Raw genomic sequence first — 21,309 nt, forward strand, 5'->3', positions numbered from 1 at the left:
ACAATATCTATGACATCATCATTCGTAAATAGAGCCAAATGGTTGGCACCGCTTAGTGCAGCGATGCTAATGCTGGCTGGCTGTAATAATAGCTCTGCACCAGAGGAAAGTACCGCATCTGATACAGCGACTACTGACACTCCTATCAATATAAAAATTGCTACGGAATCAAGCTACAAGCCATTTAGTTATACTGACGCTGATGGCAAGCTTATCGGTTATGAGGTAGAACTGGTCGATGCGCTATGTGCGCAAATGAAAGCAGAATGTGAGCTAATATCACAAGACTGGGATGGCCTCATTCCTGGTCTCAACGCACAAAAATTCGATGCCATTATTGCTGGTATGTCGATTACGCCTGAACGTAAAGAAGTGGTGGAATTTACTGATCCGTACTTTCATACTGGTATTATTTTGATCGGTAAAAAAGGTGACGCTATTAGTGTTGCAGATCTAAAAGGGCAGCCTGTTGCTTCACAGCGCTCAACGGTTTCATCACAGTACTTGCAAGATGAATATCCAGACGCTGATATCAAGCTTTATGATACCCAAGATAATGCTTATTTAGATCTAACTTCAGGTCGCGTACGTGCGATGATGTCAGATAAAGTGACGGGTATTGATTGGCTAAAGACAGAAGCTGGCAAGGACTATGAAGTCAAAGGGCAAGAGATCAGTACTGAAGAAGACGCAATGGGTATTGCCTTTCGTAAAGGTGATCCTTTAGTTGCTAAATTCAATCAGGCTTTGACTGAGTTGAAAGCTAATGGCGTCTATGATCAAATCACTGGTAGCTACTTTGGTACTAGCACTACAGCTGCTGCCCAAAAAGCAGTTGCAACGGGTGGTGTTGAGAAAGTAGTGGTCATCGATGATGGTGATGTCGATGCTAATGCTATGATTGCTAAAGAAGAACAAACAGAAGCGGCGACCAACTAACACAGCGTCTACCTTATAAAGGTAGATATTGTTTTTTACTAAGTAAACATCAAGGATGATTATGAGCAACTATTTTGTCCCAGTCATCGTCATGACTCGTGCATCAGTCATCAAATCGGTTAGGATGAGTCGTTTTTCAGCATCTTTGCTGGCCATGGCTGCTGTCTTTGCATTAGCTGGTTGCAGCAACAGCCAAGATAGCACTGATGATGTTAATCAGAGCGCTACTGAGACGACGACAGTTTCTGAAACAGGTGATGTGCTACGGATTGGTACCGAAGGTGCCTATGCGCCTTTTAACTATACCAATGCAGATGGGACACTTGGCGGCTTCGATGTCGATATGGCCAACGCTATCTGTGCCGATATGCAAGTCACTTGTGAGATTACGGCGCAAGATTGGGATGGTATCATTCCTGGACTTAAAGCTGGCAAGTATGATGCGATTGTAGCTGCGATGTCTATAACACCAGAACGTGCACAACAAGTCAGCTTTACCGATCCCTATTTTAGTAATACTTTGGTGTTTTTAGCTAGAAAAGAGAGTAGCTTTGATCCAAGTAAAAGTAGCGATATTGATGCCCATTCTATCGCCGCCCAACGCTCAACAATCTCCTCACAGTGGTTAGAAGGCGAATATCCAAAAGCCAACATGAAGTTATATGATACGTTGAGCAATGCGTTTCTGGATTTAGGATCCGGTCGCGTTGATGCGATGATCTCTGACAAAGTACCAGCGCTGGAATGGTTAAGCTCACCATCAGGTAGTCCTTATATGATTAAAGGTGATGAGATTGATATTAATGATAACTTCGCAATAGCTGTTCGTCCTGGTGATGCTTTGCAAGCTAAGATTAATCAATCATTGGCTAATATAAAAGCTAATGGGACTTATGATGAACTTAATCAAAAATACTTCGCGATGCCAGCGACCGAAACAACGGTAGCTGCTGAGCCCGCAACGGATACCGGTGGTCAGTAGTAATTTACTAGCTAGTCACGAAATACTTATTTTATTAGTCAGAAGGATATTGCCATATTGGTGATATCCTTTTTTATTTATGAATTTTTTGTTTTTATCTATAAAGAGCAACTGCTCTGATAAAACTGACTGCACAGTATCGCTAGATTGGTCTTAGCAGTGTCGTTTTGGCACGATTAGCATCCGTCTAGATACAGGTTTTGCGTATGAGCAGTAACATAGAGCTTGCCGATTATGATAAAATCACGGCTCATTTTTGCCGAGTCAATTAATCATAGTCTATACGCGAGCTCAAACGCGGTGTTGCCATACATGGTGCAAGGCTATTGGTACTGATTCGTTCAACTAATATTCTGCTAATTTGCTGATATAAAGAGACTGAGTGGACAACTGTGTTTGACTTACAAGGATTTGGCGCGCTATTACTGAGCGGCGCAACCGTCACTATCAAGCTTGCTATGACCAGCTTAATTATAGGTATGGTCTTAGGGCTTTTAGGTGCCACAGCCAAGCTGTCCAATGTCTGGATACTACGTAAAATTGCGACTGTTTATACAGCGACAATGCGTGGTATTCCTGAGTTGCTATTGGTACTGTTCATTTATTATGGCGGCTCTATTCTGCTGATGAGCATCCTCAAAAAATTCGGTTACAACGACTATGTCGAGATTAGTGCGTTTTGGGGCGGGGTCATGGCGCTATCCATTGCCTTTGGCGCTTATGCGACCGAAATCTTTCGGATGTCCATTCAAGAGATTCCTATAGGGCAGAGTGAGGCCGCGCAAGCGATTGGCATGCGTCCTTTTCAGACCTTTTACCGCATTACTTTACCGCAAGTATGGCAAATTGCCTTACCTGGTCTAGGTAACTTATTCTTGGTATTGCTAAAAGATACTGCGCTAGTATCGGTCATCGGTCTTAAAGATATTATGTATCAGTCATCGCGCGCCGCCCAGTCAACGCAGCAGCCTTTCACCTTTTATATGGCAGCAGCGATTATTTATTTAGGGCTGACGATGCTCATTACAGGCTTTATGATGTGGCTTGAATGGCGTGCTAATCCAGCAGCGCGCTATGCCAAAAAGCTTAGCCGTCAACCAAATCCCCGTCAATCGACCACAGGGTAGAGGAGAGATACTCATGGATTGGAATTGGCAGGTTATTTTTGATCATATCCCAGATTTATTAGGCGGCGCAGTATTAACTGTACAGCTAGTCGTAATATCAGGCATTATTGGGCTATTTTTTGGTTTGGTTTTGGCGTTATTGCGACTGTCCAAAAGCTGGGTAGTACAAATAATACCTTTTCTTTATATCTTCTTCTTCCGTGGCACACCGCTGCTGGTACAGATATTTTTGATTTATTATGGTCTTGGGCAGTTTGAAGCGGTACGTGATTCATTCTTATGGGAGCCAGTACTTAGCCAAGCTTATTGGTGTGCCATTATTGCCTTTACCATGAATACTAGCGCCTACCTCGCTGAGATTATTCGTGGTGCTATTCAAACCATTCCAGTTGGTGAGCTTGAGGCTGCCGATGCTGTCGGTATGTCAAAATGGCAGAAGCTTACCCGTATTACCTTACCGCGAGCATTTGGTATTGTGATTCCAGCTTATAGTAACGAAGTTATCTTTATGCTTAAAGGTAGTGCCTTGGCATCAACTATTGCACTGATGGATATCACTGGAGTGGCACGTACTATCAGCGCGCGTACCTATACCTTAATGGAGTTGTTCTTTGCTGCTGGTATCGTCTACTTGCTATTGTCATGGGTTATTTTATTCACTTTTGGCATGTTTGAAAAAAGAATGAACCGCCATGCCAGTTATGTACCGCCAGATGTCGTGACGCGTACTATTCCATAGTCAGAAAATACATTTCTGCTAAATGTATCAGTACGAGCTATGATGATTGTGAATTATGATAAGTTTATCAAGTAGTCGCAATCGAAGCGGTAAAAGATAGCGTACTATAAATGACCCTATGACTTCCCCTGTTTGTGAGAACCTACTATGAGTGAATCACCCCATGTGTCTTTGATTAATGACGTTTTCGCTCATGCTGACGAGGGAGATGTTAAAGTCAAAACTGGCCGTATCTCGATTGGTAAAGTTGTCTGCGTCGGTCGTAACTATGCTGCCCATGCGCAGGAGTTAGGCAACGAGATACCAAAGTCGCCAATTTTATTTATGAAGCCTGCATCATCAGTGGCTTCTATGCGCAACGATATCATACGACCAGATTCAGATCGCTATGGTGATACTCATTATGAAGCAGAGCTTTGTATTCAGTTATCTGCTGACTTGAGCAATGCAACGGTAGCGCAAGCACAGCAAGCAATCGGTAGCGTCACTATAGGGCTTGACTTGACCTTACGCGATTTACAGACTGAGCTTAAACAAAAAGGTCATCCTTGGGAGCGTGCGAAGTGCTTTGATGGCGCGTGCGTACTCGCTGATTGGGTTGACCCACAAGCATTTGGTGATTTTAGCAATGTGCATTATCAGCTTTATATTAATGATGAGCTTAAGCAAGATGGTGACAGTACGTTGATGCTTTTCCCTGTGTATGAATTACTTGCTGAGATTAGTCATGCTTTTAGTTTGCAAGCAGGTGATGTGATTATGACTGGCACCCCAAGCGGCGTTGGTATACTGCATGCAGGCGATGAGTTAAAATTGGTATTGGGCGCGCATGAGTGGCAGACGCGGGTGCAATAGCGTTACTTTAAATATAGGCTTAAATAAAAATTTGATGTCTGAAAATACAAAATCCTGAGCCAATACTTAGGATTTTTTTTGTTTAAATAAAGCCTGTTATTTAAATGTCATCTTATCGTCATGAAAGTTCAATAGACTCAAGCGTAATCCGCATTTTCGTAGTGGTAATTACAAAGCTGCGACTGAACCCTTTATGCTAATCTAGCCTAACAGCAAGGTGATTGACTATGACGTTATTGAATAAAATGACATTACTGAATGATAAGCAAAATCTTGCCCACGAAGTTGTTGAAGACTCCAATCCTACTCATAATACTGACTTTCAAAGCATTATCAATCGTCGTCTGAACCGCCGTAGTATTCTAAAAGGTGGTACAGGATTGACAGCTGCTGCTTTCTTTGGCGCACTTCCTTTAGTCGGATGTGCTGACAATGATGAAAGTAGTGCTGGAAGCCCCCTTGTCAATAATGATAATGATGCTGCTATTCCTGCACAAGGTGATTTAAAGCGTCCTGAGACTTTAAAGTTTAAAGCAGTTGCGCATTCCACTGCCGAAACAATGAGCGTGGCGGAAGGTTATAAAGCTGAAATTATATTACCACTCGGCACGCCATTAATTTCTGGCATTGATGATTGGAAAGACAATCGTGAGCAGTCTGCTGAGTCGTTTGATTGGCGTATGGGTGACAACCATGATGGCATGTGGTTCTTTGGCAAAAAGGGCCATGGATACGATGCTAAAGCGTCAGAGAATGGTCTGCTGGTCATGAACCATGAGTACGTGAATAGTAGCGAGCTAAGCCCGTTTGGCTACCATGTAATCCAAAATAATAATGCTGCACCCATATTTAAAAATCGTCGCCTCGCCAGTGATGTGCGCCGTGAAGCCAATTGTCATGGCGTGGCTGTGGTTGAGATGACTCGCCGCGCCAATGGCATAGGTTATGAGATGGTGCTCAATTCAAAATACAATCGCCGCATTACTAGCAGTACTCAATCGCAGTTGGCAGGGCCAGTTGCTGGCTCTGATTTGGTCAAGACCAAGTTTGATCCGACAGGCTTTCAGACTCGTGGAATCAATAATAATTGTGGTGCAGGACTATCGCCTTGGGGCACGTATTTGACGACCGAAGAGAATTTTTTAGGAGTTTTTGCCCGTGGTCAAGATGCTAGTCAATTAACTGTCGCACAGAATTACGGTCGTGAGCGTTATGGTGCAACAGAAAATTTTGCCAGCTCAGGGTACTTATGGCATACCCCAGAAGCCAAAGACGCCAAAATCTCTGATGAATTTTCCCGCTGGGACATGACTGCTGTCGGTGCAACCGCGACTGACGATTACCGCAATGGTTTTAACACCTTTGGTTATATCACCGAAATTGACCCTTTTGACCAACATTCTATGCCACAAAAACGTACAGCGCTGGGTCGTTTTGCTCACGAAAACTGCGCCTATGCGCCTGTTGAGCAAGGCAAACCAGTGGTTTTTTATATGGGTGATGATGCCCGCGGTGAGTATATCTATAAGTTTGTCTCTAAAGCCCTGTGGTCAAATAAAGACATAGGAGCGGGCTTAAAAGCTGGTGACAAGTATATGAATGAGGGCACGCTATACGTTGCAATCTTCCATGACGATGGTAGTGGTGAGTGGCAGCCGCTGGTTCATGGTCAAAACGGACTAGATGCCTCTAATAGCGTGCTGCCCTTCAATGGACAAGATGACGTTTTAGTGTTTGCGCGTGCTGCTGCTGACACGTTAGGGGCAACCAAGATGGATCGTCCTGAATGGGTATCGGTCAGTCCCATTACTGGTGAAGTTTATGTGACTTTGACCAATAATAAATATCGCGGTGAACGTGATGATCAACCAGTGTCTGCAACCAACCCGCGCAGTTATCAGGCTCGTGGTAAAGCGCGCGGCAATGACAATGGTCATATTATTCGCTGGGCAGAAGCAGGAGGCGAGCATGCGGCAACGAGCTTTGAGTGGGATATTTATCTATTTGCTGCACCGAGTGCTTTGTCAGCAGAAAACTTATCGCAATTAAATGATAATAACGATTTTTCTTCGCCAGATGGTTTGTATTTCGACCCACGTGGGGTATTGTGGATTCAGACTGATGACGGCGCTTATACCGATACCAGCAGTTGCATGTTGCTCGCAGCACTACCGGGTAATGTCAGCGATGGCACGCTCAAAACTACTTCGGCAGGACAGCAAACTCGTGTCGGTATGAAAGCAAATAATGACAATATTAAACGATTTTTTGTCGGTCCTGAAGGCTGTGAGGTGACCGGTATTACCATGACCCCAGACTTTAAAACGTTATTCATTAACATTCAGCATCCTGGTAATAATTGGGGCGCAGTCGCTGGTGGCAGTACTCCGCGCTCAGCTACAGTCATGATTACTCGCGAGGATGGAGATGTCATACTAGCAGAATCGTTTGCAACGGATATAAAAACGACATAGAAGTTAAGCTGTTCGTATTTAGTAAATAGCTAATATCCAAATAATCTCAAGCCATGACTTGGGATTTTTTATTAGGTGTTTTTATTAAACGATATTTTAGAAAGCTAGCGTGACAGTATAAATGTTTTGTTTACCGCATTTACAGGATAATATGTAAGAGTATCCTTATCACTAAATACATCAAAACTATGAACAATCCAGATTCTATCGATAGCATTCACGATTTATTTGCTAAAAATCAGCCTAAGTTTAATGTTAATGCTAATTCTGACTCTGAAGCTAGCGCGAAATTTCAGGGTGACGTGTATGAAGAGTTGGCACAGCTTGAATATATCTATGTCGATGATGAAATTGGATTAAATACCGAAGACAGTAAAACCATGACCTCGCACAAACCTATCTCTTTGAGTGATTTCTTTGAAGGATTGGCACAGCTTGCGACAATGGGTGTGGTTGAGGTTACTGACATTGTAGAAGCCATCCATCGTGAGATTATTCTACGTCCTTTGGGACGTTTTAACGAAGGCAATGTCAGCAAATGGCAACGTGGTCTTACCGGGCGAATCTATGGGGCAGTACGCCAAGTAACACGGCTAGTAGGCAACAATCTAGCCTCAGCGCTGCGAATATATAAAAGCCTGCTCAATCAAAAAGACTCGCGCCCGCTACCTGAAACACTAAAACAGCTTATCAACGTTCTAAATGGCGTAATGGGCGACCATCTTGTCACACATAATAACCCTCTCGCTATCCCGATGATTTTATACGACAGCTCTTTACGCCCAAGATATGGACATCTAAAAAACAAAGAGATATCAGGGCGCGTTATTGTTTTATGCCATGGTCTTTGTATGAGTCACTTGAGCTGGCAACCAACTGCAGGTAATAGTCTTGGCGCGTGTATTAGTCGCAGTCTGCCAAAATCTACCGTTCTATACCTTGATTACAATACTGGACGGCGCATCTCACTCAATGGTCGCAACTTCTCTAAAGTGCTACAACAGTTAGTAGATAATAACCCAAATATCAGTCAGATAGATTTGGTTGGGCATAGCATGGGTGGATTGGTCGCTCGTAGTGCGCTGTTCTATGGCAAACAACAAGGTTTTAACTGGGTGAAACGAGTTAGTAACCTCATTACTCTTGGCTCACCGCATCATGGTGCAAGCCTAGAGCGTATCGGTTATTTTGTGCAAGATATGATCGCCAAGCTGCCTTTTGCAGGGTCGCTTGCCAAACTGGGTGATTTACGTAGTACAGGCATTATCGATTTGCGACATGGTAGTATTCGTGACGATGATTGGAAGTCTTTAGAAGGCCGCAGTGTGCTACCGCAAGACTTTCATCATCCTGCTCGTCTGCCGCTACATGTGAATACTTACTTTATCGCGGCCACGCTGGTTGAGGCTCATTACGACTCCAAAGCCACAAGCTTATTGGGCGATGGTCTGGTAACAATAGAATCTGCGCTAGGGGAGTATGATGGCGAGCATGCTTTGTCGGTACCTGAAGGGCACAAGGCCATTTTTTATGGCGTAAGTCATTACAATTTACTTTACAACGATAGGGTACATAAGCAAGTCGTTGCATGGCTGTTGGACAATGGGCAAAGTAGCTCTAATCAAGAAGGTGATGCATTTGGTGCTTGCATACATTCTTATCCTGAAAATGTTGAGGTGGTGGTCTAGTTTTTTAGCCTTACTTTCTTATTTAGATTTATCCAGTAAAACAAAAACCCTCAAGCATCACACTTGAGGGTTCTAATTATCATTACAAATTAAACAAATCAATTCAATAAAAACTACTCAGCAAATATCGTTGCGACATCGTCTTTATTAAATTTATAGACTTCACCACAAAATCCGCAATCCATCTCGAATGTACCGCCTTGTTCCTCGATTATATCCAACGCTTCCGCTTCGCCGATTTGCTCAATTGCCATCTCGCATTTCTCACGTGAGCATGTACAGCCAAATGATAAGGCAACAGGGTCGGGCGCAACGACATTTTCTTCATTGTATAAGCGATACAAAATTTCATTCGTATCAAGCGTGGTTAGCTCTTCGGCTTTGACAGTACGAGTCAAAACGCTTAAACGCGTCCACAAGTCGTCATCGATACCCGCATCTTCGTTTTGCTCTACTTCATAGGTTTCTTCAGCGGTACGAGGCAGCATCTGTACCAATATACCACCTGCTTGCAAGCCGTCAGAAGCCAAATTAATTAAGGTTGGAATCTGTGCAGATTGCTTTTGATAATGTGCTAAGCAGTCAGCTAAATTGTCATGGCTACGCTCAACGATACCTTGGTATGCTTCACCGCCATTAGGCTGAATGTTAATAAATAACACGCCTTGACCCATAGCGCCAAGCTCAGCAAAAGCCTCATTAGCACTGGTCATATTTTCCCATGCTTGTACTTGCTCATCAGTATCCGCTTTCCAGCTGGCAAGGGCGCGAATAATACCGTCTTGATCGCATTCAGCCATTGCCCAATTCAGTAAGCTGTCACTGTCTGACGACTGCAATTGAATGGACAGGTGGCCATCAATTTTAACAGTACCGATAAGTAAGCTGGCAGCCGTCAACATTTCACCCAATAAGCGTTTAATGGCTTCAGGGTAGGGCTTTTGAGCGATAGTGCTGGCGTAACTACGTGATAGGCGTACGACGTCGCCACGCACAGGCGAATCTTGAATAAAAAAGCGCTGACGCACATCATTATCGGTAGATACGGTGTCAGTTTTTGCTATCTGAGAGTTTTGATTGGCTTGAGTCATAAGTCATTAGTATGGTTAAGAAGTTGCTAGCTTTATGGGGATTATCCATAATTTATCAACGATAGAGAAAGCGCTAATATTGATTCGAAGCTCTAGAGTTGATAGTAGTTTACCCATTCCATTTAAATTTTCTTATTGAATATGAGATATTATGGATATATGTAAGAAAGTTTACTAAGGTCGGTAAAAGTGTTGTACAGTAACATTAAGTTGCTCTATGATAACTGAAAGTAACAGCAAGGATGCTGGGCAGTGATGTAGAAAATGTCCAAGCTTTTCACCGATTTGTAATAGTTTGATAAAAGGATGTATCTTATGGCTTATTCAATCTCAAAACCTCTAACGTTAGCTGCTTTTATGGCACTTGGCTTGGCTGGCTGTAATAACAGTAACCAAACTGCCGATGATGCTGCTCCAGCAGACGATGCAGCGACTACAGAGGCCGCAGCAAATTCTAACGGCACCCTACAAAAAATAAAAGATTCGGGCACTATTGTCGTCGGTTATCGTGACTCCTCTATTCCATTTTCTTACATCGCAGATGACCCTAACCAGCCGATGGGTTATGCGCATGATTTAGAGATGAAAGTGGTCGAAGCGGTTAAGCAAAAGCTAAACATGCCAGACCTAAACATTCGCTATAACCTAATTACCTCGCAGACTCGTATTCCATTAGTACAAAACGGTACGGTAGATTTTGAATGTGGCTCAACGACTAATAATGAAGAGCGCCAAAAACAAGTGGCTTTCTCTAATGGCTTCTTTGAGATTGGGACGCGCTTATTAACCAAGACCGACTCTGGCATTCAAGACTTTGAAGACTTAAAAGGTAAAACGCTCGTCACGACTGCAGGTACGACCTCAGAGCGTTATATTCGCCAATATAACGACGAGAAGAAGATGGATACCGATATCATCTCTGCCAAAGATCATGGCGAAGGCTTCTTGATGTTAGAGAATGGTCGTGCTGATGCGTTTATGATGGATGATGTACTGCTTGCAGGCGAAAAAGCCAAAGCAAAAAATCCTGATGAATGGGTAATTGTTGGTACGCCGCAATCGTTTGAAATCTATGGCTGTATGATGCGTAAAGACGATCCTGAGTTTAAAGCTGTGGTCGATGAAGCATTGGCTAACACCTTTAGTTCAGGTGAGATTAATAGCATTTATGACAAGTGGTTCTTAAACCCTATCCCACCGAAGAACGTCAATCTAAACTTTGAGATGTCAGACAACTTAAAAGCTTTAATTGCTAATCCACATGATAGTGCCCAGCCAAAAGACGCTGCACAATAATGACATTTTGTCCCTCAATATAGCCGACTCATGCGCTTAGGTATTAGGTAGTCATTAAGTTCAACCTAGCGCATGAGTCTATCTTCCGTTGCTCGGAGAGACAAAAATGAATTATAGCTGGAACTGGGGTGTGCTCTTTGAGCATACTGGTATTGGTAATGAGCTGTACATACATTGGATGATTACCGGCCTTGGCTGGTTGTTATTGATTGGTAGTATTGCATGGGCGATTGCTATGGTCATTGGTACCATCTTTGGTATCATGCGCACTTTGCCAAGCAAGACGGCACGCAGTATCGGCACCGCCTATGTGACTTTTTTTCGTAATATCCCTCTATTAGTTCAATTATTCTTTTGGTTTTATGTTGCCCCTGGCTGGCTAACACCTGCCTTACAAGAATGGTGGTATAAAGACTTATCTCCAAATACCTCAGCCATGCTCTCAGCGAGTATTGGTCTTGGCTTATTTACCGCTGCGCGAATTGTTGAGCAAGTGCGTACGGGTATCCAGTCATTGCCACAAGGTCAAATCAATGCTGCCTACGCGCTAGGGTTTAGTATCCCGCAAGCTTATAAGGAAGTTCTGTTACCACAGGCATTTCGCGTCATTCTACCGCCACTTAGCTCTGAGCTGACAAACTGCTTCAAGAATGCTTCAGTGGCATCTTTGGTTGGCGTAATGGAGCTGATTAGCCAGACCAAAACCATTAGCGAATATACGCAAAATAACCTTGAAATTTATACTTACGCGACCGTGATTTATTTGGTGTTTAACCTGTCTTTGATAGCTATCATGGGTTTGATTGAGCGCAAACTGCGTGTACCAGGGCTTATTGCAGGGAGTCAGAAATGAGTATGATGACCGAACTTGCAACGGCCTATCCAGGTCTAATGGGTGGAATGCTGACCACCTTAAAAGTATTATTCTTAGCCATCATCGGTGGTATCAGTTTAGGAACGGTACTCGCTTTGATGCGGCTATCTGGTATTAAGATATTAGAAGTACCAGCCAAGCTGTACGTCAATTACTTCCGTTCTGTACCGTTGCTATTAGTATTGCTATGGTTTTATTTTGCCGTACCGATGATCTACTTTTGGGTAGCTGGTAAATACTTACAACTTGATGCAGCCTTTGCCTCGTGCGTCGTTGCCTTTATGATGTTCGAAGCCGCCTATTTTTCAGAAGTGGTGCGTGCGGGTATTCAGTCTATCGGTAGTGGGCAAGTAAATGCCGCAAAAGCTTTGGGTATGACTTATGGGCAGACCATGCGCTTAGTCGTGCTACCACAAGCCTTTCGGAAGATGCTGCCACTTATTTTGCAGCAATGTATTATTTTATTCCAAGATACGACATTGGTATTTGCTATCGGTTTGACAGACTTTTTCCGTGCAGCCTACGTACGTGGTGAGCTGATGGGCTTATTAACACCTTATATTTTAGGGGCAGGAGCGGTGTATTTTATCATCAGCTTAAGCGCTTCTATTGGCGTACAACAAGTGCAAAAACGTTTGAGGTTCTAATAACTGAAGTTTGAATTTCTGAGATTTTAATTACAGGTTCTAGTAATAGCTATTTATGAATAAATTTTAATAAAAAGCTATTGCCTAGAATTTATGAGAGTAACCAATAAATATCTTATGAAATATAACTATATTTCATAAAGCTACATTTAATAAAATTATCCAAAATACGACGGTTAGGAGCCAGTGATGAGTAGTGCTGATACGTATACAAATGACTTTGGCGGACTGGTTACCAATAACGGCCATGCTAGTGATGAGATGGTCATTCAAATGACTGACGTCAGCAAATGGTATGGTGACTTTCAAGTTTTGAGCGACTGTTCTGCCCACGTGCACAAAGGTGACGTGGTGGTGGTCTGTGGGCCATCGGGTAGTGGTAAATCTACTTTGATTAAGACCGTCAATGGACTTGAGCCTTTTCAAAAAGGTCAGATTATGGTCAATGGCATCTCAGTCGGTGCGCCAAAGACCGATTTACCTAAGCTGCGCAGTAGCGTTGGCATGGTGTTTCAACATTTTGAATTGTTCCCGCATTTGACTATTATTGATAACTTAATGGTCGCGCAGATTAAAGTATTAGGCCGTAAAGAAAGTGAGGCTAAACAAAAAGCGATGGCGTATCTGGATCGCGTAGGACTGACCGTACAAGCAGCGAAGTATCCGGCCGAATTGTCCGGTGGTCAGCAGCAGCGGGTAGCGATTGCACGTGCGCTGGCGATGGATCCAGTTGCAATGCTGTTTGATGAGCCAACCTCAGCACTTGATCCGGAGATGATTCAAGAGGTGCTGGATGTCATGGTAGAGCTGACCCGCGATGGTATGACGATGATGTGTGTCACTCATGAGATGGGCTTTGCTAGTCAGGTAGCTAATCGTATTATCTTTATGGATGAAGGCTATATCGTTGAAAACTGTAGTAAAGATGAATTCTTTGAAGGTGCGAAAAGTGATCGTGCGCAAATGTTCTTATCAAAGATTCTTAATCATTAGCATGTAGCACTATATTACGAATCATTTTTAAAGCGTTCTTTTAAAACCTCTATAATTTAAAGCGTCTATAAATAGGCGCTTTTTTGTGGGAGTAGGTTTATGTCATTAATATCGATGTTGATATAAAGGGCTATACAGGAGAATAGATGAGTGAATGGCTGTTTACTGATACAATAAGGGTAATTATTTTTGGCAAAATCTGATACACACAGTAATTAAGTTAATAGGAGCTTGTATGAGTGCAGAACGTTCATCTACATCGAGAGGTGTGGTAATTATTGGTGCAGGATTGGCCGGCTGGCATGTCATCGATGCGATTCGGGCGAAAGATAAAGATATTCCAATTACCTTGATTACCGCTGATAGTGGCGATCGTTATCATAAGCCAATGCTAACAATGGCAATTAGCCAAAACAAAAGCGCATCAGACTTGGTGAGAGCTACGGGTAATGATGCAGCAGAGGCTGCGAATATCAATTTACTTGCCAATACGCAAGTTAGTGATATTGATGCTGCCAGTCAGCAGTTATATCTTGTCTCTGCTAATCGCTCAGATCCAGCTAACACGAGTTACGCAACGATCAGCTATGACAAGCTAGTGCTAGCAATGGGTGCTCACCCTATCTTTCCGCAAAGCTTGCCAGAGGATTTGGTTTGGCATGTCAATCATATTGAGCGCTTTGGTCAACTGCAAGAGAAGCTGGCAACCGGTAGTCAGCATGTTGCCATTGTTGGGGCTGGCATGGTTGGGACAGAAATAGCAGAGGACTTGCTGAAGGCTGGTCATGAAGTGACGCTGATCGATTTAAATGATGCACCACTTTCACAAATGCTACCGCCAAAAGCCACGGCTCGTATTGCTCAAGCGGTCAAATCACAAGGGATTAATTTTTTGGGCAGTTGCCAAGTGTCTGATGTTACTCGTAAAGATAATGGTAAATTGCAGGTCAGTTATGAGCCACTAGCGTCAGCCGCTGACAGTGCTACTGCTCAGCAACTCGAGCCGCTCATTGTCGATCATGTGATTGCCAGTACAGGCTTGCTCGTTGATGATAAATTGCCTGCTGCTGCTGGTGTTGAATTCAATCGACGTACCGGTATCGTGGTCAATGCGACAACGTTGCGTACTAATGCTTCTAGTATTTATGCCATTGGCGATTGCATGTCAATTAATGGGGTAGCGTGTCGTTATGTTGCACCGCTGCGGGCGCAGGCAGCGACCATTGCTGATGATGTTTTAGGTCATGAGCATGACGGCTATGAGCATAAGCCGCCGATGATTCGTCTAAAAAATAAAGCCATTTCTGTGATGGTTACTGGGGTGCCGCAAGCTGCTGGCAATTGGCAGGTAAAGACTGAGACTGATGAAGAGTTAATCATGGATTTGCTAGATGATAACGATGCGGTTAGCGCAACAGTTACTATTAAAGCGCCTGTCATGCCCAAAGCTTAATTATTAAAAAATCTCTATACCATAGCCAGTGCTGCAATTCTAATGCAGCATTGGCTTTTTTTATGTCTATCGCATCTTTTATATCACTCGTTAACATGATAATACGTCGCATCAATCCTAATCGATACGTGCTGTATCAGTTATGATTGACAGTCTTTCGTTTAAGGCGCTATATTGGTTAGGGCATGATTTAACTATACTGTCTAGTTATAAAGAATATTCAAGGAGGAATATTGTTTTTACCTTAGCAGCGCATTAAATGCTCATAAGGCAATAATAAAATTAACAGCAAAACGAAAGGACTCGTTATGACTCAGCTTGCCGATTTCGACAATATTCTCAATGACAATACTCTTAATGACAGTATTCTTAACAATGTACCCAAAGTTAATATAGGTGCGCGCTCAGCGAATGCGCCACTCACCCAAAGCCATGATAAAGGACTTGATGTGCCGCTGATTGAGGCGACCATCGGTGATTTTTTCGATGCCATTGTTAATAAATATCCTGAGCGTGAAGCCTTGGTTTCTCGCCATCAAAATATCCGCTGGACTTATCTTGAGTTACAGGAAAAAGTCAATCAGCTGGCCAGTGCCATGATTGAGATGGGGCTTGAGATAGGTGATCGTATCGCTATTTGGTCGCATAACAATGCGGAATGGCTGCTGATGCAATTAGCGACAGCAAAAATTGGCGTCATCTTAGTCAATATCAATCCTGCTTATCGAACTTTTGAGCTGCAATATGCGCTGAATAAACTGGGCTGCTCGGCCTTGGTATTGATGCGTCATTTTAAAACCAGTGATTATACGCAAATGATTCGCGAGCTATGTCCTGAAATTTATCATAAAAGCTATAATCAGCTTGATTTGGTCGAAATTCCTACCATTGAGCGCATTATTTGGATTGATGAGCCAGAGAGTGATGAGGACTTTAATTTTATGCAAAAGTTCTCTACGTGGATGGCAGAGGGTGATGCAAACGACCCTCGCGTAGCGGAACGTCAAGCTCAGCTCAAAAACACCGATGCTATTAGTGTGCAGTTTACCAGTGGCACGACCGGCACACCCAAAGGCGCTACCTTAACGCATCGTAATATCTTGAATAATGGCTATTTCATGGGTGAAGGAATGAGGCTCACGGAAGAGGATAGGCTGTGTATCCCATTGCCACTCTATCACTGCTTTGGCATGGTGGGCGGCAACTTAGCTATTTTGACCCATGGTGGTTGCGCAGTTTATCCTAATGATGGTTTTGATCCGTTGACAGTATTGCAAACGGTGGAAGCAGAAAAATGTACCGCCTTACTTGGCGTCCCGACGATGTTTATCGCGGAACTTGATCATCCAGAATTTGATAGCTTTGATTTGTCCAGTTTGCGCACGGGTATCATGGGCGGTTCAAGCTGTCCTATCGAGGTTATGCGCCGTGTCATGGATAAGATGCACATGAGTGAGGTGACCATTGCTTATGGCATGACCGAGACCAGTCCAGCTTCTTGTCAGACTAGCTCGCAAACGCCACTTGAAAAGAGAGTGTCCACAGTGGGGATGGTACTGCCAGCGCTTGAAGTTAAAATCGTCGATACCGAAACTGGTGATATCGTCCCGATTGGAGAGACAGGCGAATTACTTATATACGGCTATGCGGTCATGAAAGGCTATTGGGGTAGCCGATTTAAAACACGCTCGGCAATCACTGATGGCTGGATGCATACGGGTGATTTGGCAACGATGGACGAAGATGGTTATATCACGGTGGTTGGGCGTAGTAAAGATATGATCATTCGCGGTGGCGAAAATATTTATCCAGTAGAAGTCGAAAACTATCTCTATCGTCATCCTAAAATCCGTGATGTACAAATCGTCGGGGTTCCTGATAAAAAGTATGGCGAAGTGCTGGCTGCTTGGATTATTCCAAAAGAGCCAGGAAGTTTGACCGAAGATAAGGTAAGGCAGTTCTGTCGTGACCACATTGCACATTATAAAGTGCCGACTTACTTTCGCTTCGTGACTGAATATCCAATGACCGTGACTGGTAAAATTCAGAAATATAAAATCGTTGAGCAAATGATAGAGGAATTGAGCTTGGATTAGGCTGTAGTAGATAGACGCTAACAAACATCAGTCATTAATTTATAATCGCTAGTATTATAAAGGCTTACAACTGAATGCTAAAGGCCTAAAGACAGAAGTGTTAAACACTGATAAAGTCAGTTTTATACTACTATACTATAAAGCTGGCTTTTGTATTTTAGGTTATATTAAATATTCATTATTTATCTATGAAAAATTTATTTAACTTATGCTATGCTTTTAAATGATACATATTGTATCGCTATCATTGACAGTCTTTCATTTGAAGCGGTATAGTAGATAATAATATATGATATATATTCAAGGACGAAAAATTAGCTTACGGGCTGTTTTTATATAGAATAAAAAAGTAAAACGAAAGGACTCGTTATGACTCAAAATATTGATTTCGATACTATCTTAGCTAACATTCCCAGCATCAATATGGGTGCACGCTCAGCAAATGCGCCACTTTCTCAAAGTTATGATAAAGGCCCCGATGTGCCGCTGATTGAAGTGACTATCGGCGACTTTTTTGACGCCATTGTCGCAAGATGTCCAGAGCGCGAAGCGTTAGTTTCATGTCACCAAAATATCCGCTGGACTTATAAACAGCTACAAGAAAAGGTCAATCAACTGGCGAGCAGTATGATTGAGATGGGACTTGAGATTGGTGATCGCGTCGGTATCTGGTCGCATAACAATGCCGAATGGTTGCTAATGCAATTAGCGACTGCTAAAGTCGGCGTTATCCTCGTCAATATCAATCCTGCCTATCGTACCTTTGAGTTGCAGTATGCCTTGAATAAACTTGGCTGCTCGGCTTTGGTGTTAATGCGCCACTTCAAGACCAGCGATTATACGCAAATGGTGCGTGAGCTGTGTCCAGAGATTTATCATAAAACTTATAATCAGCTGGATTTGGTCGAAATACCGACGATTGAGCGTATCATTTGGATTGATGAACCAGGTAATGATGAAACCTTTAGTTATATGCAAAAGTTCTCTGACTGGATAAGTGAGGGTGACCCGAACGACCCACGCGTTGCTGAACGGCAAGCACAACTCAAAAACACTGACGCTATTAATGTGCAGTTCACTAGCGGTACGACTGGCACGCCAAAAGGTGCCACGTTAAGCCATCGTAATATCCTCAATAATGGCTACTTCATCGGTGAGGCCATGAATCTCACTGAAGAAGACATATTGTGTATTCCTGTGCCGCTTTATCACTGTTTTGGTATGGTACTCGGGAATTTAGCCATTTTGACGCATGGCGGTTGTATCGTATATCCCAACGATGGTTTTGAGCCATTAAGTGTCCTGCAAGCGGTCGAAGAAGAAAAGTGTACTGGTTTGCATGGGGTGCCAACGATGTTTATCGCGATGCTTGATCATCCAGACTTTGATCAATACGATTTATCCACTTTGCGCACTGGTATTATGGCAGGCTCTAGTTGTCCGATTGAAGTCATGCGCCGCGTCATTGATGAGATGCATATGAGCGAGGTCACCATTGCTTATGGCATGACAGAGACCAGTCCAGTATCTTGTCAGACGAACAAGCATACACCGCTTGAAAAGCAGGTTTCCACTGTAGGACTGGTGCAGCCAGCGCTTGAAGTCAAAATTATCGATACAGAAACGGGCGAGACTGTACCGCTAGGAGAAAAAGGCGAGCTACTCACGCGCGGCTATTCGGTGATGAAAGGCTATTGGGGCGACCGCTTCAAAACCCGCGCGTCCATTCAAGATAATTGGATGCATACAGGCGACTTGGCAACCATGGATGAAGATGGGTACGTCAAAGTGGTCGGTCGTAGCAAAGACATGGTCATTCGCGGTGGCGAGAATATCTACCCAGTAGAGATTGAAAACTATCTTTATCGCCATCCCAAGATTCGCGATGTGCAAATCGTTGGTATACCTGATGCTAAGTATGGTGAAGTATTGGCGGCATGGATTATTCCCAAAGAGCCTGATTGCTTAACCGAAGAAGAGGTTAAGGAGTTCTGCCGTAATAACATTGCTCATTATAAAATACCTACTCACTATCGTTTCGTCGAAGAATACCCGATGACCATTACGGGAAAAATTCAAAAGTATAAAATCGTTGAGATGATGAAAGATGAGCTGGGCTTATAGTAAGCTTGCTTCTTAGGTCTGAAACATTTAGGTTTTAAACATCACGGATTAATCATGTGAGTAACGCTTAAAATAAATAGCAGTTAGAATAACTCGCATAAAAAAGCTACTCGCATTTACGTATCAAAGAAAAGGGATATCATGAGCGCTATCATAACCAGTAAACTGAGTCCAAACGCTGCTGAGTTTCAGCAAAACAGTGCCGCTATGCAAGAGGTGGTTGATGACTTATATCTGCACTTGCGTAAAGTCGTCCAAGGCGGTTCAGAACGTGCACGTGCCAAGCATCTAGCACGTGGCAAGCTGCTCCCTCGTGAGCGCGTCGAGCGTTTGCTTGATGTAGGTACGCCATTTTTAGAAGTGGCTCCGATGGCAGCGCACGATATGTATGGCGAAGATATTCCAGCTGCTGGCGTGATTGCTGGTATCGGTCGCATTAACGGCACTGAATGTATGATTGTCTGTAATGATGCCACGGTAAAAGGCGGAACTTATTACCCATTGACGGTAAAAAAACATCTACGTGCGCAAGAAATCGCCCAAGAAAACAACTTGCCTTGCGTATATTTGGTGGATTCAGGCGGCGCTAACTTACCCAACCAAGATGACGTATTCCCTGACAAAGAGCACTTCGGGCGCATCTTTTTTAATCAGGCCAACATGAGTGCTGCAGGCATTCCACAGATTGCCGTAGTCATGGGTAGCTGTACGGCGGGCGGTGCTTATGTACCAGCTATGAGTGATGAATCTATTATTGTTAAGGACCAAGGCACCATCTTTCTGGGTGGCCCGCCACTAGTAAAAGCAGCAACGGGAGAAGAGGTCACGGCTGAAGACTTGGGCGGCGGCGATGTGCATACCCGTCTGTCAGGGGTCGTCGACCATTTAGCACAGAACGATACCCACGCGCTATCGATTGCGCGTAATATCGTCAGCCATTTAAATCGTCCTGCTAAGCAAATTCCGAATCAAATCAAACCACGTCCACCTCGCTATGATGCCAAAGAGCTATATGGCGTCATTCCAACGGACAAGCGCAAACCATTTGATATCAAAGAAATCATCGCTCGTATCGTCGATGATAGTGCCTTTGATGAATTTAAAGCGCGCTTTGGTACCACGCTGGTTTGTGGTTTCGCTCATATCGAAGGTATGCCAGTCGGTATTATTGCCAACAACGGCATCTTGTTTAGTGAGTCGGCGCAAAAAGGCACACACTTTATTGAGCTATGTTGTAAGCGTAAAATCCCATTGATATTCCTGCAAAACATCACCGGCTTTATGGTTGGTCGTAAATATGAAAACGAAGGTATTGCTCGTCATGGTGCCAAGATGGTGATGGCAGTGGCCAACGCGAAAGTGCCAAAATTTACCGTCATCGTTGGCGGCTCATTCGGCGCTGGTAACTACGGCATGTGTGGCCGTGCTTATAGTCCACGCTTCTTATGGATGTGGCCAAATGCGCGCATCTCTGTGATGGGCGGCGAGCAAGCAGCATCGGTATTGGCAACGGTCAAGCGTGACAATTTTGACCGTAAAGGCGAGGAGTGGAGTGCGGAAGATGAAGCCGCATTTAAAGCGCCGATTCTCGATATGTACGAAGAGCAAGGTCATCCATATTATGCAACGGCGCGTCTCTGGGATGATGGGGTGATTGATCCTGCCGATACTCGTAACGTACTGGCGTTAGGTTTGAGCGCTGCCTATAACGCACCGATTGAAGAAACTACTTATGGTGTCTTTAGAATGTAGATTGGTATTCTACTTTTGATGAGTGAGTGCTTTAGTTTACAAAATAGACTGTGTTACTAAGGTCAGTACGTGACTGGTAAAAATTTTCTTGCGTGCTGTGCCTACGCCGACAGAGGCTGCGAAAATTTCTACCAGTCACCCATTTCTTTTCGAAGATAGAATGACGGTGTTAGAAGTAA

Annotated in this window: 16 protein-coding genes; 15 read left to right on the top strand and 1 reads right to left on the bottom strand. The window is 43.6% G+C overall.

Going from position 1 to position 21,309, the window contains the following annotated elements:
• The first annotated feature begins 9 nt into the window (after positions 1-9).
• The 7 genes from ACTQ9S_RS06485 (at position 10) to ACTQ9S_RS06515 (ending at position 8,804) form a co-directional block, all read left to right on the top strand.
• Entirely contained in the window at positions 10-939 is a 930-nt protein-coding gene (locus ACTQ9S_RS06485; protein ID WP_440454468.1) for a transporter substrate-binding domain-containing protein, read from the top strand.
• 91 nt (positions 940-1,030) lie between these two features.
• Positions 1,031-1,921, top strand: a complete 891-nt coding sequence (locus ACTQ9S_RS06490) for an ABC transporter substrate-binding protein (RefSeq protein WP_440454528.1) — start codon at positions 1,031-1,033, stop codon at positions 1,919-1,921.
• A 392-nt stretch (positions 1,922-2,313) separates the two neighbouring features.
• Complete coding sequence (locus ACTQ9S_RS06495; protein ID WP_068034264.1) at positions 2,314-3,048, top strand: ABC transporter permease; 735 nt, start codon at positions 2,314-2,316, stop codon at positions 3,046-3,048.
• A gap of 13 nt (positions 3,049-3,061) precedes the next feature.
• Positions 3,062-3,787 carry an ABC transporter permease gene (locus tag ACTQ9S_RS06500; RefSeq protein ID WP_068034266.1) on the top strand — a complete coding sequence of 242 codons (726 nt, stop codon included), beginning with the start codon at positions 3,062-3,064 and terminating at the stop codon, positions 3,785-3,787.
• Positions 3,788-3,934: 147 nt separating this feature from the next.
• The gene (locus tag ACTQ9S_RS06505) at positions 3,935-4,642 is read left to right on the top strand and encodes a fumarylacetoacetate hydrolase family protein (protein ID WP_350655484.1); all 708 of its coding nucleotides are present in this window, start codon (positions 3,935-3,937) and stop codon (positions 4,640-4,642) included.
• Positions 4,643-4,887: 245 nt separating this feature from the next.
• Positions 4,888-7,116: a PhoX family protein gene (locus ACTQ9S_RS06510; RefSeq protein ID WP_068330065.1), complete on the top strand. Its 2,229-nt coding sequence runs from the start codon at positions 4,888-4,890 to the stop codon at positions 7,114-7,116.
• Between the two features lie 188 nt (positions 7,117-7,304).
• A complete protein-coding gene (locus ACTQ9S_RS06515) occupies positions 7,305-8,804 on the top strand; it encodes an alpha/beta fold hydrolase (protein ID WP_068034268.1) in 1,500 nt (499 codons plus the stop codon).
• Between the two features lie 113 nt (positions 8,805-8,917).
• On the opposite strand, the gene hslO is transcribed toward ACTQ9S_RS06515, so the two are convergent.
• Positions 8,918-9,895 (bottom strand): Hsp33 family molecular chaperone HslO, encoded by a 978-nt coding sequence (hslO, locus tag ACTQ9S_RS06520; protein WP_440454469.1) that lies wholly within the window; start codon positions 9,893-9,895, stop codon positions 8,918-8,920.
• A 315-nt stretch (positions 9,896-10,210) separates the two neighbouring features.
• Here hslO and ACTQ9S_RS06525 point away from each other — a divergent pair, with 315 nt between their 5' ends.
• The 8 genes from ACTQ9S_RS06525 to ACTQ9S_RS06560 all read left to right on the top strand — a co-directional run bounded on the left by ACTQ9S_RS06525 (position 10,211) and on the right by ACTQ9S_RS06560 (position 21,130).
• Positions 10,211-11,191 carry a glutamate/aspartate ABC transporter substrate-binding protein gene (locus ACTQ9S_RS06525; protein WP_440454470.1) on the top strand — a complete coding sequence of 327 codons (981 nt, stop codon included), beginning with the start codon at positions 10,211-10,213 and terminating at the stop codon, positions 11,189-11,191.
• A 106-nt stretch (positions 11,192-11,297) separates the two neighbouring features.
• On the top strand, positions 11,298-12,044 hold the full coding sequence (locus ACTQ9S_RS06530; protein WP_068034274.1) for an amino acid ABC transporter permease: 747 nt from the start codon (positions 11,298-11,300) through the stop codon (positions 12,042-12,044).
• A complete protein-coding gene (locus tag ACTQ9S_RS06535) occupies positions 12,041-12,712 on the top strand; it encodes an ABC transporter permease subunit (RefSeq protein WP_068034276.1) in 672 nt (223 codons plus the stop codon). The genes ACTQ9S_RS06530 and ACTQ9S_RS06535 overlap by 4 nt, the downstream gene beginning before the upstream one ends.
• 261 nt (positions 12,713-12,973) lie before the next feature.
• Positions 12,974-13,705, top strand: coding sequence for an amino acid ABC transporter ATP-binding protein (locus ACTQ9S_RS06540; protein WP_068330068.1), 732 nt, complete (start codon positions 12,974-12,976; stop codon positions 13,703-13,705).
• Between the two features lie 235 nt (positions 13,706-13,940).
• Positions 13,941-15,158: an FAD-dependent oxidoreductase gene (locus ACTQ9S_RS06545; protein ID WP_440454471.1), complete on the top strand. Its 1,218-nt coding sequence runs from the start codon at positions 13,941-13,943 to the stop codon at positions 15,156-15,158.
• Positions 15,159-15,466: 308 nt separating this feature from the next.
• The gene (locus tag ACTQ9S_RS06550) at positions 15,467-17,254 is read left to right on the top strand and encodes an AMP-binding protein (RefSeq protein ID WP_440454472.1); all 1,788 of its coding nucleotides are present in this window, start codon (positions 15,467-15,469) and stop codon (positions 17,252-17,254) included.
• 369 nt (positions 17,255-17,623) lie between these two features.
• A complete protein-coding gene (locus ACTQ9S_RS06555) occupies positions 17,624-19,378 on the top strand; it encodes an AMP-binding protein (RefSeq protein ID WP_440454473.1) in 1,755 nt (584 codons plus the stop codon).
• Positions 19,379-19,519: 141 nt separating this feature from the next.
• Positions 19,520-21,130 carry a carboxyl transferase domain-containing protein gene (locus tag ACTQ9S_RS06560; protein WP_440454474.1) on the top strand — a complete coding sequence of 537 codons (1,611 nt, stop codon included), beginning with the start codon at positions 19,520-19,522 and terminating at the stop codon, positions 21,128-21,130.
• The last annotated feature ends 179 nt before the right edge of the window (positions 21,131-21,309 follow it).

This window comes from Psychrobacter sp. ASPA161_9, from assembly GCF_051970275.1.
Lineage (GTDB): Bacteria > Pseudomonadota > Gammaproteobacteria > Pseudomonadales > Moraxellaceae > Psychrobacter.